10 protein-coding genes are annotated in these 14254 nt (G+C 70.4%); 4 read left to right on the plus strand and 6 right to left on the minus strand.

All coding sequences use genetic code 11. From position 1 onward, the window contains the following. Nucleotides 1-216 (minus strand): DUF2783 domain-containing protein, encoded by a 216-nt coding sequence (locus tag BLQ28_RS30950; protein WP_093247176.1) that lies wholly within the window; start codon nucleotides 214-216, stop codon nucleotides 1-3. Continuing rightward, nucleotides 213-1970, minus strand: coding sequence for an FAD-dependent monooxygenase (locus tag BLQ28_RS30955; protein WP_093247177.1), 1758 nt, complete (start codon nucleotides 1968-1970; stop codon nucleotides 213-215). The genes BLQ28_RS30950 and BLQ28_RS30955 overlap by 4 nt, the downstream gene beginning before the upstream one ends. A gap of 86 nt (nucleotides 1971-2056) precedes the next feature. Here BLQ28_RS30955 and BLQ28_RS30960 point away from each other — a divergent pair, with 86 nt between their 5' ends. After that, nucleotides 2057-2839, plus strand: coding sequence for a helix-turn-helix transcriptional regulator (locus tag BLQ28_RS30960; RefSeq protein ID WP_093247178.1), 783 nt, complete (start codon nucleotides 2057-2059; stop codon nucleotides 2837-2839). Nucleotides 2840-2852: 13 nt separating this feature from the next. Here BLQ28_RS30960 and BLQ28_RS30965 read toward each other — a convergent pair whose 3' ends face one another. Then, on the minus strand, nucleotides 2853-3932 hold the full coding sequence (locus BLQ28_RS30965; RefSeq protein ID WP_093247298.1) for a fumarylacetoacetate hydrolase family protein: 1080 nt from the start codon (nucleotides 3930-3932) through the stop codon (nucleotides 2853-2855). Between the two features lie 145 nt (nucleotides 3933-4077). On the opposite strand from BLQ28_RS30965, the gene BLQ28_RS30970 reads away from it, so the two are divergent. The 3 genes from BLQ28_RS30970 to BLQ28_RS30980 all read left to right on the plus strand — a co-directional run bounded on the left by BLQ28_RS30970 (nucleotide 4078) and on the right by BLQ28_RS30980 (nucleotide 6681). After that, complete coding sequence (locus BLQ28_RS30970; RefSeq protein WP_093247179.1) at nucleotides 4078-5277, plus strand: DUF3108 domain-containing protein; 1200 nt, start codon at nucleotides 4078-4080, stop codon at nucleotides 5275-5277. Between the two features lie 118 nt (nucleotides 5278-5395). Next, nucleotides 5396-5674: a BTH_I0359 family protein gene (locus BLQ28_RS30975; protein ID WP_176801284.1), complete on the plus strand. Its 279-nt coding sequence runs from the start codon at nucleotides 5396-5398 to the stop codon at nucleotides 5672-5674. Nucleotides 5675-5871: 197 nt separating this feature from the next. Then, nucleotides 5872-6681 (plus strand): ChaN family lipoprotein, encoded by an 810-nt coding sequence (locus BLQ28_RS30980; protein WP_256327525.1) that lies wholly within the window; start codon nucleotides 5872-5874, stop codon nucleotides 6679-6681. Between the two features lie 96 nt (nucleotides 6682-6777). On the opposite strand, the gene BLQ28_RS30985 is transcribed toward BLQ28_RS30980, so the two are convergent. From BLQ28_RS30985 to BLQ28_RS30995, 3 genes are all read right to left on the minus strand, one after another. Continuing rightward, nucleotides 6778-12129 carry a beta strand repeat-containing protein gene (locus BLQ28_RS30985; RefSeq protein ID WP_093247182.1) on the minus strand — a complete coding sequence of 1784 codons (5352 nt, stop codon included), beginning with the start codon at nucleotides 12127-12129 and terminating at the stop codon, nucleotides 6778-6780. Nucleotides 12130-12211: 82 nt separating this feature from the next. Next, nucleotides 12212-13603 carry a CsgG/HfaB family protein gene (locus BLQ28_RS30990; protein ID WP_093247183.1) on the minus strand — a complete coding sequence of 464 codons (1392 nt, stop codon included), beginning with the start codon at nucleotides 13601-13603 and terminating at the stop codon, nucleotides 12212-12214. Nucleotides 13604-13617: 14 nt separating this feature from the next. Continuing rightward, nucleotides 13618-14196, minus strand: coding sequence for a hypothetical protein (locus BLQ28_RS30995; protein ID WP_256327526.1), 579 nt, complete (start codon nucleotides 14194-14196; stop codon nucleotides 13618-13620). Nucleotides 14197-14254: the final 58 nt, after the last annotated feature.

Genomic DNA, 14254 nt, shown 5'->3' on the forward strand with positions numbered 1-14254 from the left:
TCAGAAAACGGACAGCGATGGTACGGGCAGTGCGCGCAGTGCGTCGGCCAGCGCGTCGCGGCAGCGCGCCTCGTCGCCGACCTGCTCGAACAGCAGCAACGCGAGCCGCGCGAGGAACAGCGATTCGCGCTCGGCACCCGCCTCGCTGATGGCGCGCGCGCACTCGGCGTACAACCGGTCGCGGGCGTCGGGGTTGAGCGATGTAGGCGTCGTCATGCGGAAAGCTCCTGTGAAGCGGCGGCGGCGCGTGCCAGCGCAGATTGCAAGGCACCGGCCGGCAAGCGATGCCAGCGCGCGGCCACGTGGCCATCGGGGCGCAGCAGGTACACCGCGCCATCGCCCGCGCCCAGCGCATCGAAGACGGCGGGCGACGCCTGCGCATCGGCGCCATCGACGCCCAGGCCCGCGATGGTGCGAACCGCGAAGGGCAAGGCGCCTTGCTTCGCCTGCGCGATGTCGGCGGCGGGCGGCGAAGCCAGCTCGGGCCGCAGCACCAGCAGCGTGAAGACCGGCGCGATCCAGTCGGTGAGATGGCCTTGCGCGAGCTGCTGCTCCGCCATCACCTCGCCCGGCAGCGGGCCGGCCGGCAACGCATCGCCTTCGCTCGACAGGGCGGACTCCGCATAGCGCACCGCCTGCGTCTGGCGCGGGTTGATCAGTTGCGCAATGCCGCGGTGCGCTTCGGACAACGACAGCGCCGCCTCGCGCAGCAGGTCGAAGCCGCGCGACGGCGGCGACATGAACTCGGTGCTGCGCATCGCGTTCTCGGCGTTCACATGAAAGGCCGCGATGCGCTCCTGCGAGTACGAATCGAGCAGTGCCGCATCCGACACGCCGCGCGCCACCAGCGCCAGCTTCCACGCGAGGTTGTCCGCATCGTCGAAGCCCGAGTTGAGCCCGCGCACGCCGAAGATCGGCATCGCATGCGCCGCATTGCCCGCGAACACGACACGGCCGTGGCGGTAGCTGCCGAGCGTCATCGCGCCGGCGCGGTAGACCGAGGTCCACACCGTCTTCCACGGCAGATGGCCTTCGCCGATGGCGTCGAGGTGGCGCTGCACGAACTCGGCCACGGCCGGCGGCTGCAGCGCCTCTTCGGTGCTCTGGCCGGGGCGCAGCTGGTAGTCGATGCGCCAGATGTCGTCGGGCTGGCGGTGCATCAGCACGGTGGAGCCGGGGTTCCACGGCGGGTCGAACCACGCGCGGCGCTCGGTCGGATGGTCGCTGTGCAGCTCGATGTCGATGATCACGTAGCGGCCTTCGTAGCCCGTGCCTTCGAGCGCGAGCCCCAACGCTTTGCGCACGAAGCTCTGGCCGCCGTCGCAGGCCGCGAGCCATTGGCCGTGCAGGCGGTAGCTGCCTTCGGCATTGCGCACGTCGAGCGTCACGCCGTCGTCGCCTTGCGCAAGGCCGGTGAGCTCGGTGCCCCAGCGGATGTCGATGAGCCCCGGCGTCGCCTCGTTGCGGCGAAAGATTTCTTCGAGCAGGTAGTGCTCGGCGTAGTACTGCTCCAGGTTGATCATCGGCGGCAGCTTTTGCTGCGCGTCGTGCGGCATCTCGAAGCGGAACACCTCGGCCGTCTTGTAGAAGCTGCGCCCGCCGGTCCACGGCAGGCCCTTGGCCATGAAGGCCGGCAGCACGCCGAGCCGCGCCATGATCTCAAGGCTGCGCCGCGAGATGCAGGCCGCGCGGCTGCCCACGCACACCGTGTCGTCGGCCTCGAGGATCACGCAGCGCACGCCGTGGTTGGCCAGCCCCAGCGCGAGCGCCATGCCGACCGGCCCGCCGCCGGCGATCACGACCGGATGGCGGCCGGGCTCGATGCCGCCTTCTTCGAGCGGCGGTGTCCAGGGCCTGTAGCGCGTGTAGTGGAAGGCGCCGACCGAGGGCGGCAGTTCGGTCGTGTGCGCTGGCGGTGGCACGGGGCCGCTCGCGGCATCGGCGACAGCGGCAACGGTGGGGTTCGTCATGCAACGGGATTGTCCCGATGCGCCGCGGCCTTCATCGTCATAACTTCGTACGAGGTACTTACCCTTACCCTTCGCTTTTTTGACGCATGAGACGCTGGCGCATCCACCCCACCACCGACGCCGCGCTGGCCGCCGCCGTGGTCGGCGACGTGCTGGCCGGCATCGGCACGCCGCACCTGGCCACGAGCTACCTGGCGGCCATGCACCGCGTGATGGCCGCAACCTTCTGCACCGTGTTCGTGGTCGACGCCACCGGCCGCATCGAGGCGGTGTCGGCCGCCAGCAGCTACGGCAGCACGGCCGAGCGCACCACCGAGCGCTACGTGGCGCAGCGCTTCGACCTGCTCGACCCCAACATGATCTGGCTGGCGGCCCGCAAGCTGCCCCGGCGCGCGCAGCTGTGGATGGGCCACCAGCGCGCCGACGAGGTGGCCGACCCGGCCTACCGCGCCGCCTGCTACGGCGACGTCGGCATCCGCGAACGTGCCTCGGTGCTGCTGCTCACGCCCACCGGCCAGCGCGTGGCGGTGAGCTTCTACCGCAGCCTGGCGCAGCCCGAGTTCGGCGAGAGCGACTTCACGCTGATCGAGGCGCACGCCACGCTGCTGGCCGACGCCACGATGGCCCACGGCCGCAGCGCGGTCGTCGCGCGGGAAGCGAAAGCGCCGGCCCTGGCCTCGCGCCTTTTGACACTGAGCCTGCGCGAACGCGAAGTCATCGGCCACCTGATGGCCGGCAAGACGGCGAAAGAAGCGGCGCGCGAGATCGGCGTCGAGCTGACCACCGTGCGCACCCACCAGTACCGCGCGTTCAGGCGGCTCGGCATACGCACGCAGAAAGAGCTGCTGCGCGGCGCCCAGCCGGGCTGAAACGCCGCCGGGCTCAGTCTTCGGCGGCTTCCTCTGCCTCGGCGGCCGGCTTGACCAGCGACACGGGCGCCTCCTTCGGGCGGCCGCTGGTGGACACGATCTCCTGGTCGATCGCACCGAACAGCGAGCGGCCGTCCAGGCCCTTCATCTCGATGCGGATGGTGTCGCCGAACTTCATGAAGTCGGTGTAGGGCTGGCCGGTCTGGATGGTCTCGATGCAGCGCTTTTCGGCAATGCACGAGTAGCCCTTGGGCCAGTCCATCTGGCCGTCTTTCTTCTCGACGCCCTTGTTGCTCACGGTGCCGCTGCCGACGATGCTGCCGGCGCGCACGTTGCGCGTCTTGGCGATGTGGGCGATGAGCTGGCCGAAGTGGAAGGTCATTTCGGGGCCGGCGTCGCACAGGCCGACCTTGCGGCCGTTCCAGCTGCTTTGCAGCGCCAGGTGCACGCGGCCGTCCTGCCAGGCCTCGCCGATCTCGTCGAGCGTGACGGCCACGGGGCTGAAGGCGGTAGCGGGCTTGCTCTGGAAGAAGCCGAAGCCCTTGGCCAGCTCGGCCGGGATCAGGTTGCGCAGGCTCACGTCGTTGGCCAGCATCACGAGGCGGATGCCGTCCAGCGCCTGGTCGGGGGTGGCGCCCATCTTCACGTCGCCGGTGATGACGGCGATCTCGGCCTCGAAGTCGATGCCCATGGCTTCGCTGGGCACGATCACGTCGTCGGTCGGGCCGAGGAAGTCATCGCTGCCGCCCTGGTACATCAGCGGGTCGGTGTAGAAGCTCTCGGGCACCTCGGCATTGCGCGCCTTGCGCACCAGCTCGACGTGGTTGATGTAGGCCGAGCCATCGGCCCACTGGTAGGCGCGCGGCAGCGGGGCCATGCACAGCGAAGGGTCGAAGGGGAAGGCGTGGCGCGCGCGGCCGGTGTTGACGGCGTCGTACAGGTCCTGCAGCTGCGGGCTCATGAAGCCCCAGTCGTCCAGCACCTGCTGCATGCGGCTCGCGATGCCGGTGGCGTAGTGGGCGAGCGTGAGGTCGCGCGAGACAACGACGAGCTGGCCGTCGCGCGAGCCGTCCTTCAGGGTGGCGAGTTTCATGATGCGGAGCGTGAAGCGGTGCGTGGCGCGGAAGCGGCGCGAAGGCAGATCGCGATGCCGCTCCCACTTAAACTGGTTGAACGGGCGGCAGTGTACCGAGATGGTCTTCGTGAACCTCGGCACCCGGCCCCCACTCCACACACTGATGTCGACGCTCGTCGCCCCCACTTCGCTGCCTCCTGGCCTGCCCGGTCGTCCGTCCTGGCGGGTGCTGGCCGGGCTGACGCTGGCGGTGGCGCTGGTCCACGTGCTGGTGCTCGGGCTGGCGCCGACGGCCATGGGGCCGGAGCCGTCGCCGCTGGCGAACAAGTTCATCACGCGCACCATCGTGATTGCGCCGCCGACCTCGGACAAGCCCGCTGCGCCGGCCGCCACCGCGCCGGTCGAGGCCAAGCCGCCGGCGGCAGTGAAGCCGAGGCGGCCCCGCGCGCCGTCGGTGCCCCGGCCGAAGCCGGTGCCGCCGCCCGAGGCGACCACGCCGGAGCCGGATGCTCCGACGGCCCCGCCCCCGGAAACGCCCGACCTGACTGCGCAAGCCGCTACCGATTCAGGAGCAAAACCGCCGGAAGCCGCCGCCAGCGCCCCCGCTGGCGCAGCAGCAGCGGCTGCGGGCGACACCGGGGACAGCCCCCCGGGCGCCACGGCCGGTGCCGCCAACCCTGCGTCCGGCAACATCGTCGGCACCCAGTCGCTGCGCATACCGGGCTCGGTCACGCTCGATTTCACCGCCACCGGGCAGGACGGCGCCTCGCCGATGCAGGGCGTGTTCGGCGAGCTGGTCTGGCTGCAGGATGGCAGCCGCTACGACGCGCGGCTGACGCTCAAGCTGCTGTTCAGCACCATCCGCAGCCAGCACAGCACCGGCCGGATCGGCCCCTCGGGCATCGAGCCGGAGCGCTACTCCGAGAGCCGCAAGGCCGAGGTGGCCTCGCATTTCGTGCGCGACCAGGGACAGGTGATCTTCAGCAACAACGCGCCCCCCGTGCCGCTGCTGGCGGGCGCGCAAGACCGGCTGAGCGTGATGATGCAGCTGGGCGGCCTGCTGGCTGGCGACCCGGGCCGCTACCCGGCGGGCAGCAAGATTTCGGTCCAGACGGTGGGGCCGCGCGATGCCGGCGTGTGGGTCTTCGTGGTCGGCGAAGAAGAAAAGCTCAGCCTGCCGGCCGGTGAATACACGGCCCGCAAGCTCACCCGCAGCCCCCGGCAGGAATTCGACAGCAAGCTCGAGCTCTGGCTGGCCCCGGGGTACGGCTACCTGCCGGTGCGGATCAAGCAGACCGAGCCCAACGGCAACTTCGCTGACGCCCAATTGCGCAAATCCCTACCCGAAGGGCTGGCGAATTGAGGCAAAAAGCTCATAAACCAGTTCCCGGAAGAGGCCTTACGACAACTGTTCTTGAAACTGGCGCGTTGATTGCTATCTAACCCTCATGAACGCCATCGACATCCTCACAGGGCCCGCCATGAACATGCTTTACGACTCGGAGTCCTTCGTCGTCGTGCACGTGCAGCCAAATGAAGGCGACGAGCCCGCGAAGCCCAATGTGCCGGCCTTGGAGCGCCACGGCTTCGAGATCGTGGACAAGCGCTCGGGCAAGGAGGTCTACCTCGACGGCTCCTGGGCCGAACTGTTCCAGCAGCAGATCGCCGCCTGGCAGCTCAACACACCGACGCAGGAAGAAGTCGAGGACACGCTCGAAGGCTATGCCGAGCTGGCCCATACGCCGGTGCTGGTGCACTGAGCCGGCCCCGGCCGCTCGATCAGGTAAGCAACAAAGCGCCCCACGGGGCGCTTTTTCTTTGGGCGCCGGAAAACGCCAGGGCACGGACACCGAAAAGCGCGATTGGATGGCACGGCGAGCAGGCGCCGAGGGCATAGGATGGCGCGATGCCTTTCCTTCGACACTGGCCCGCGCGGGCCTCCCGACTCCTGTTTCCGATGCTTGCCGCCACCGCCTTCACGGGTTGCGCGGCGCTTTCCAGCGGCTCGACCGCGACACCCGGTGCCGACGCGCCCGTCGCGCGCCGCATCGCCGCCCTGCTGCCGGCCGACGCCCTCCTGCTGGGCGAGCAGCACGATGCCCCCGAGCACCATGCGATGGAACGCGAAGCCGTGCAGGCGCTGGCCGAGCGCGGCCAGCTCGCCGCGCTGGCGCTGGAGATGGCCGAGGAAGGCCGCGGCACCGCCCACGTGGCCGCCAGCGCGAGCGAGGCCCAGGTGCAGGCCGCCCTCGACTGGAACGACAAGGCCTGGCCCTGGGCCAGCTACGGCCCCGCCGTGATGGCCGCCGTGCGTGCCGGCGTGCCCGTGGTCGGCGCCAACCTGCAGCGCGCGCACATGAAAGACGCGATGGCCGACGTGTCGCTCGATGCGCAACTCAGCCGCGAGGCCTACGCCGCCCAGCAGAACGCCGTGCGCGAAGGCCACTGCAAGATGCTCCCCGAATCGCAGATCGTCCCGATGACGCGCATCCAGGTCGGCCGCGACCGCGCGATGGCGCAAGCCATCGTCAAGGCCCGGCAGCCGGGCAAGACGGTGCTGCTGATTGCCGGTGCCGGCCACGTGGTGCGCACGCTCGGCGTGCCGCAGCACCTGCCGGACGACGTGAAGACCGTCACGGTGCGCATGCTGGCCGCGCCTTCCCTTGCCAACGTGGTGGCGGGCGAATACGACAGCATCTGGCAGACGCCGCCGCTGCCTGAAAAAGACTACTGCGCCGAGCTCAAGCGGCCGAATCGACCGAGCTGAGCTGGCGCAGCAAAGAAGCAAGCAGACAGGAACACAAGAAAAAAACAAGCCGGCTGCGGGCCCACGCCCGGCAGCCGGCTCTTGCGCTTTCTTTCCTCAGCGGCTGGCGATCGACGAGACCGCCGAGTTGCCCGTCGCCGACGCGGTGATCTGGTTGCCCGTCGTGCGCAGCGTGCTGTTGCCCACGCCGCCCGACACACCCACGCCGAAGGTCACGTTGGTCACGCTCGCGGTGACCGCGCCGGTGTTGACCTGGTAGTTGCCGACCGCCGCGCTCGGCGCACCGGTGTTCAGCGCCGTCTGGGTCACGCGGTTGGTCGCGCTGTTGCCGTAGGCCTGCGCGGCCAGCGTGTTGCCCGTCACCCCGACCGTGCTGCCGGTGGTGCCCGGCAGGCTGGTCGCGTTCAGCGCCACCTGGTAGCTCGTACCGACGCTCGAAGCCGTCACCGCGCCCGCGTTGTTCTGGCTGTTCAGGATGGCGGCGCTGGCCCCCGCGTTGAGCGCCAGCGGCGATGCGACCAGGCTGGCCGAGCCGGTGGCGGCGGCCGGGCCGTAGCCACTGCCGGCGCTCGACGTCAACACGTTGGTGGCCGCATTGCCGCGTGCCAGCGCGGAGGTGGTGTTGCCGTCCAGGCTCACGCTGCTGCCGTTGAGCGGCGCCGCGCCCGACAGCCCCACGGTCGCGACCGTGCTGGCCGTCGCCGTCACGCCGGCCGTGCTGCCCTGCGTGTTGACGATGCCCACGCTGGCGCCCTGCACCGCATCGCTGGCCACCGACGCCGTGTTGGTGGCGCGGTTGGCCGCGGCCTCGGCCACGGTGCTGTTGCCCGAGATCGTGAGCGCGCCGCCGGCCAGGCCCGCAGTGCCCGGCACGAGGCGGTCGTCGTTGGACAGCGAGGTGCTGGCCGTGCTGCTGACGGTCGACGCGGCGCTCTGGCGGTTCGACAGCAGGTGGTCGCCGGTGGCCACCACGTTGTCGGCACTGCCGGTTTCGCTCAGCGAGACCGCACCCGTCGCGCCCGGCGGCGTGGTGTTGGTCGCGCCGACGGCCAGCGTGTTGGTCACGTCGTTCATCACGCCGAGCGCCGTGTTGCTGTTGCCCGAGAGCCGGATCGACGACCCGCTGGAGGCCACCGGCGCGAACAGCGTCGATGCCGACGAGGCCGTCACCGCAGCCGTGCCCGACTGCGTCGATTGCAGCGCCGTGCGTGCCGGCACGTTGGCGCCCGCCACGCTCACGCTGTTGAGCGCGGTGTTGCCCACGGCCCGTGCGCTCTGGCTGTTGTTCGAGACGCTCAGGGTCGCGTTCTCGATGGTCGACAGCGCCGCCGTGTGGATGCCCACGCTGCCCGTCACGGTGGACGACACGGCGCCGGTGCCCGTCTGCACGTTCGCCAGCGCATGGTCGGCCGTCACGAGCACGGCGGACGCCGGTCCGGTGGCCACCGTCGCCGGCGCGGGGATGCCGCTGCTGGCCGTGCTGCCCTTGACGTCGATGCTGTTCGTTGCCGCGTTGCCGGTGGCCGCGCCGCCGACGCTGTTGTTGTCCAGCGTGGCGCTGCCGTTCTTCAGCGCGGTGCTGCCCGTCAGCGTGAGCTCGGCCACGCTCTTGGCATTGCCGGTCACCGCCGCGCTGCTGTCCTGTGCGTTCAGCACCGCCGTCTTGGCCGCCTGCGTGGCACCGCCCGACAGCGACACCGCATTGGTCGCGCGGTTGGCCGTCGCCTCGGCGGCGGTGGCATTGCCCGTGATCGCGAACGAACTGTTGACCACGCCCGTGCTGTTGACCGGCGCCACCGCGCGGTCTTCGTTGTAGAGCGCGGTGTCGGCGGTGCTGGTGGCCGAGGTCGTGGCCGACTGGCGGTTCACGATCACCTGGTCGCCCACGGCGCCGGAAAGGCCGGGCACCAGCCCCTGCACCGCAACCGCCGGAATCGCCGAGCCCCCGCTCGTGCCGCCGACCACGGCGACCTTGTTGGCCACGTCGTTGACGACGCTCAGCGCCGAGTTGCTGTTGTTGGCGATGCGCACCGACGAATCCGACACCGACGCGGGCGCAAAAGCCTGCGTGAACGAGCGCGACTCCACCGCCGCCAGGCTCGCCTGCCCCGACTGCAGCGCGGAGCGCGCCGACACATCGGTGGCCGTCAGCGCGATGCTGTTGGTGGCTGTGTTGGCAACCGCCTTGGCGCTCTGCGTGTTGCCCGACACGCTCAGCGTCGCGCCCGAGATCACCGCGCCGGGTGCCGTGTCCACGCCGAAGGCCGCCGCGACCTTGGAAGAGATCGGCGCCGTGCCCGTCACCAGCTGGATGTTCGACAGCGCGTGGTCGGCCACCGTGAGGGCCGTGCCCGGGACGCTGCCCGCGCCGCCCACCGGCAGGCCGTCGCCCACGGCGATGACGTTGCCCTTGACGGCGATGCCGTTGGTGGCCGCATTGCTCGTGGCCGAGCCACCCACCGCGTTGCCGTCGACGGCAACCTGCGAGTTCGTGACGTTGCCGCCCAGCACCACCTGCACGCCGTCCTTGAGGCCGAGCGACGGGCCCTCCTGTCCGGTCAGCGAAGTGACCGACGCACTGGAAAGCTGCAGGTTCTGCACCGCGGTCGTGGTCGAGACGCCGACCGCGTCGATGCTCACGCCGTTGACCGCGCTGTTGCTGGTCGCGCCGGCCATGCTCGTGTTGTCGCTGGCCACCACCTTGGAGCCGCTGACGGCGCCGTCGATGCTCGTGCGCACCGTGGCCCCGCCACTGCGCTGCGCCGACACCGTGCCCTGGCCCGACTGCGCGTTCTGCACGCTGAATGCGGCATTGGTGCTCAGCACGCCGCCCACCAGCGTTGCGCCGGCAATCGTGGGGCCGGCGGTGTCGATGTTGTTGCCCGTCACCTTCACCGTGTTGCCGGTGGCGCGGCTGCCGTACGCGAGCGCTTCCGCCGTGTTGTCCGAACTCGACACCGAGGCCTTGTCCACCGCCCCCGTGATCGCGGTGCGCACCGCCGTGCCGCCGGCGGCAATCGCCGAGATGACCGTGTTCTTGCCCGCCACGGCCTGCGTGCTGGTGACGTTGGCCACCGAGGCGCCCGCACCGTTCACGTTGTTCACGGCCAGCGCCAGGCCGCTGGCTGCGTCGTTGCCGTAGGCGGCCGCAACGAAGGCGTTGCGGTCGTTCGCCACGCTGCCCGACGTGAGGCCGCCGTTGACGTTGACCGACAGCGTGTTGGGGCCGGTCGCGGAGGCATTGACGCCGGCCTGCACCGACTGGTCGTTCAGGATGCCGTAGGCCGCGCGCACGGTCGGCTGCGTTGCCGCCGCGTTGTCGAACGGCAGGCCGCTCGCGACATTCACCGTGACGGTCGAGGCCGCGCCAGCGCCGGGTGCCGCGGCCAGGTTGCCGGCATTCACGCCCAGCGTGTTCGAGGCCGAGTTGCCGTAGCCGATGGCGCGCTGCAGGTTGTCGGTGAGCGCCACCGAGCCGCCCGACACGTCGCCGTTCACCGTGACCCGCGCTTCCGGATTGAACAGGCCCGCGCCCACGAAGGAGGCGTTGTCGCCCATCTGCACGCTCGCGATGCCCGCGCCGGTGCCCACCGAGTTGCCGTTCAACGTGAGCGTGTTGGTGGCGCCGTTGCCGAGTGCCACGGCCTCCTGCCGGTTGCTGGCCAGCGCCAGGGTGCTGTTGGCAACGGGCGCGCCGCCACCGTTGGCCGTCAGCAGGATCTGCGAGCCGGGCGTGAGGCCGAAGGTGCCGTTGATGGCGCCGACCGAGCCGCCGTAGTTGCCCTGCAGGTTGGTCAGCGTGGCCGCGCCGGCGGCCGAGACACGCCCGTCGGAACTGGTGCCGCCGGTCAGCACGACGCCCGCGTTGCCGAGTGCCAGCGTGTTCGCATCGAGCGACAGGCTCTGGCTGATCTGGTTGCCCTGCGCGGTGGCGGCCGCACGGTTGTTCGAGACCGAGACCGAACTGCCATTGGTCTGGCCCGCGCCCGGCAGCGCCTCGCCGGTCTGCGCCGCGATGACGGACGGATTCAGGAAGGCCGTGGCGTTCGCGCCCACGTTCGCCTGCTGGTTGGCCACCGCGCTGGTGCCGCTGAACGACGCCGCGTTCTGGCCGCTGGCGATGGCGCTCGACGCCGTGTTGCCCGTGGCCGCCGCCGTGACGCTGTTGCCCGCGAGCGTGACGCTGCCGCCGTTGATCGACTGCACGCCGGCCCGGATCTGCGCACCCGTCGTCTCGCTGAGGGTATCGACGCCCAGGTTGCCCTGGCTGTTGGTGATGACCAGGTCGGCGTTGACGTTGCTGGCCACGCCGCCGCCGGCGTGGGTGCTGTTGTTGGCGGCCGTCGCGGGGGTGCCGTTGCCGGCCACGCTCACGCCGTCGATCGCGATGCGGTTGCCCGCCGTGCCTGCCGCGGCGCCGAGCGCCTCGTTGCCGGTGGCCGCGCTGGCGATCGAATTGCCCTGCACCGACAGCGAGCCCTGCAGCACGTTGGAGCCGCCCGGCGCGGCGCTGACGACGCCCGAGATCGTCGAGCCGGTGTTGGTCGCGCTGTGCGTCGCCGCAAGAATGCCGTTGCCGTTCACCTGCAGGTTCGACACCACCGCCGAGCCCGCGAACGACGGCGCGCCGCCCGCCAGGATCTCGGCCGCGTTCGATGCGCTGTTGCCCTTGAGCACCGCGGAGATCGAGTTGCGCTCCAGGGCTGCCGCCGTGGTCAGCGCGATGCCCGTGTTCGTCGTCAGCTGCAGGTCGATCATGTTGCCCTGCACCAGCGCGCTGGAACTCTTGCCGGTGGCCGACTGCAGCGTCGTCACCACCAGGTTGCCCTTCGCGTCGAACAGCGGTGCGCCCGCCGGGTAGGTCAGCACCGAGGTGCCGGTGACCGGCGCCGCGCTGGCCGAGGCCGTGCCCGACACCTTCGAGCTGCCGCTGTTGAGCGTGGTCGCGGCCGAGATCGTGTTGTCCGCGTTGACCACGCTGCCGGTCTGCAAGGTGCTGGATTCGAGCACCAGCTTGCTGTTGGAGACCGTGCTGGAGATCACGCCGGTGTTGGTCGACACGCCGAGCGAGGCCGCGTCGCTCACGGGCGTGGCCGGCAGCGTGCCGATGGTGTTCGAGAAGGCGTCGCCGGTGGCGGAGGCCCCGATCAGGTTGCCGGTGGTGCCGACGCTCACCGGGTTCGGATTGATCGGCGTGCCGGTGGCCGTGGTGCCGCCTGTGACGTTGTTGATCGTCGCGGTGACGTTGCCCGAATTCGGCTGGCCCGAGTTCTGCACCGCGGCCCCGTTGGCCGTGCCGTTGTAGGCCGGGCCGACCGCCGTGACCGAGGTCTCGGCCGCATGCGCCCCACCAGTGGCGATCAATGCCATCGCCACGGCCGCGCCGATGCTGCTGAGGCTGAACATGGGCGCGCTTGCGGCCCGGCTTTGGATCTTGCGTGCTTTCATGGCGTGACTCCTCGGATGTTGGAAACGGTCGGGTCGGGTCTGGGTCGAAAAACGGATGCGCGATCTGCGCGGAACAGGGGGCTCAGTCGCCCTTCACGGCGCTGTCGGAAGAAGAGGCCGGCACGGCCCCGCTGACCACCGGGCTGCCGACGCGCAGCTTGGCGATCTCCTGCAGGCCGGGGCCGTCGCGATGGATCGACGTGTCGGCCGCATCGGGCCGCCACGTGAGGCTGATGGCGCCCGGCGCCACGCCGCGGTTGGCCAGCGCCGAGGTGACGGCGGCGATGCGCTGGTCGGTCAGTTCGTCGCGCTTGCGGGCGTCCCAGTTCTCGGTGTCGCGCGCCACCAGCACGATGTCGGTCGCGCCCTTCTTCGCGGCGCCCGCGATCTGGTCGATCAGCGCGAGCGTGCTGCCGCCGAGCGTGGTCGCGCCGAAGTCGAAGGGCACCTGCGTGGCCGTGCCGGTCAGGCGCGCGCCGCCGGGGCCCGCGGCGTTGACGGCCACGCCGCCCTGCACCACCGGCGAGGTGACGGCCCCGCCGCCCACCGCGGCATCGCCCGGGTTGTCGACCTTGCGCAGGTCGGCGGCGGGCACCAGCGGGATCTGCTCGCCGCCGCCGGGGCGCATCGTCATGCAAGGCCGGTGGTCGACCTGCGTGACGGCGGCCATGAGCCGCACCACGCCTTCTTCGAGCGCGGCGCGCACACCCATCTGCACCGGCTCCTGGCCCTTGGCGCCGATGTCCACGTCGTACAGCTTGCTGCCGAAGAAGCGGAACACGTTCAGCCCCACCTCGTAGCCGTTGAACTGCTTGGTCAGGCTCACCGTGCGCACCACCATCAGCGACTTGGTGTCGACGATGCGCAGGTCCACGCTCACCGACTGGCTGAAGGTGCGCGCCTTTACGCCGACCTGGTTCACCGCGAACTCGGCGCCGCCGGAGTTGATGTTGTAGTTCAGCTCGGTGATGCCGCCGACGATGAAGTAGTCGGACTTGTTGATGGTGCCGCCGAAGTACGGCATCCACGGCACGGTCTGCCCGCCGTTGGGTCCGCCGAGCTGGTGCGTGCGCCCGTCGCCGAGCTGGCGGCGGTCGGCATAGGCCAGCTCGCGCTCGGCGATCACCGGGTCGAAGCGTTCGGCGATGCTCACCGCGCCGCCCAACTTGCCTAGCGCCGAATAGACCATCAGCGCGCCGCCCTGCGTGATGGCATTGCCTTCGTTGATGCTGTACTTGCCGGTGTAGTCCTTCACGTCGCCCACGCCGATGACGATGGGCGGGCGCCGCGTGGCCGCGATGTGGTCGGCGTAGCAGGCGAGCACCGCCTCCATCGGCGTCACGTTGTCGCGCACCGAGGGGCCGAGCACGACCGGTGCCTCGCTGGGTGCAAAGCGCTGCTGCGGCGCCGAAACGCAACCGGCCAGCGCGAGCGTTGCAGCGGCAACGAGCGAGAGGGTTTGTGTGATGTGCATGGCGCGTGCCTCGTTCAATTGAGCACGCCGAATGCGCACGCCGAGCTGCCGCCGACACTGGCGGTCTGCGCGCCGGTGTTGCCCTGGTTCGAGTTCAGTGCCTGCGTGGCCGCGCCCTGCACCTGCGTGCTGGTGCCGCCCACGATCGCCGAGCCCACTGCACCGGCGTTGGCCTGCGAAGTGCCCACCGTGGCGCCGCCGAGCGTGCCCACCGCCGTGCGGCTGTCGTTGCCCGAGGCATCCGAACGGGCACCGGCATTCGATGGCGAATTGGCGACCGTGCTGTTGTTGCCGTCATTGCCGGTGGAGCTGGCCGATACGCTGCAGTTGTACTGGCGGCCGATGGTCGTGTTGTAGACCGGCGCCGCGTAGTAGCCGCTCTTCTGCTTGCGGATCATGTCCTGGATGGCCGCCTGGTTGACCTTGTCGGTGCTCGACTGGAACTGCCATGCGGCGTTTTCGCCGACGTTGTTGGCCAGCGCCGGCGACGCGGCGCACGCGGCCGCCAGCAACAGGAAGACCATCGGCCGCGCATGGCGCAGGCGGAGGCGACCGGGCACACCGGTGCCGGTGGGATGAAGTACGCGTTGCATGACAGCTCCTCTCGGAAAGCGCACTCGCAGAATTCATGAGTGCTACGTTTCGCGAGGC

It is taken from the genome of Variovorax sp. EL159, assembly GCF_900100965.1.
Classification (GTDB): domain Bacteria; phylum Pseudomonadota; class Gammaproteobacteria; order Burkholderiales; family Burkholderiaceae_C; genus Variovorax.

Coding starts and splice junctions, on each gene's coding strand:
- BLQ28_RS30950 (WP_093247176.1), bottom strand. CDS start 216: ATGACGACGCCTACATCGCTCAACCCCGACGCCCGCGACCGGTTGTAC.
- BLQ28_RS30955 (WP_093247177.1), bottom strand. CDS start 1,970: ATGACGAACCCCACCGTTGCCGCTGTCGCCGATGCCGCGAGCGGCCCC.
- BLQ28_RS30960 (WP_093247178.1), top strand. CDS start 2,057: ATGAGACGCTGGCGCATCCACCCCACCACCGACGCCGCGCTGGCCGCC.
- BLQ28_RS30965 (WP_093247298.1), bottom strand. CDS start 3,932: ATGAAACTCGCCACCCTGAAGGACGGCTCGCGCGACGGCCAGCTCGTC.
- BLQ28_RS30970 (WP_093247179.1), top strand. CDS start 4,078: ATGTCGACGCTCGTCGCCCCCACTTCGCTGCCTCCTGGCCTGCCCGGT.
- BLQ28_RS30975 (WP_176801284.1), top strand. CDS start 5,396: ATGAACATGCTTTACGACTCGGAGTCCTTCGTCGTCGTGCACGTGCAG.
- BLQ28_RS30980 (WP_256327525.1), top strand. CDS start 5,872: ATGCTTGCCGCCACCGCCTTCACGGGTTGCGCGGCGCTTTCCAGCGGC.
- BLQ28_RS30985 (WP_093247182.1), bottom strand. CDS start 12,129: ATGAAAGCACGCAAGATCCAAAGCCGGGCCGCAAGCGCGCCCATGTTC.
- BLQ28_RS30990 (WP_093247183.1), bottom strand. CDS start 13,603: ATGCACATCACACAAACCCTCTCGCTCGTTGCCGCTGCAACGCTCGCG.
- BLQ28_RS30995 (WP_256327526.1), bottom strand. CDS start 14,196: ATGCAACGCGTACTTCATCCCACCGGCACCGGTGTGCCCGGTCGCCTC.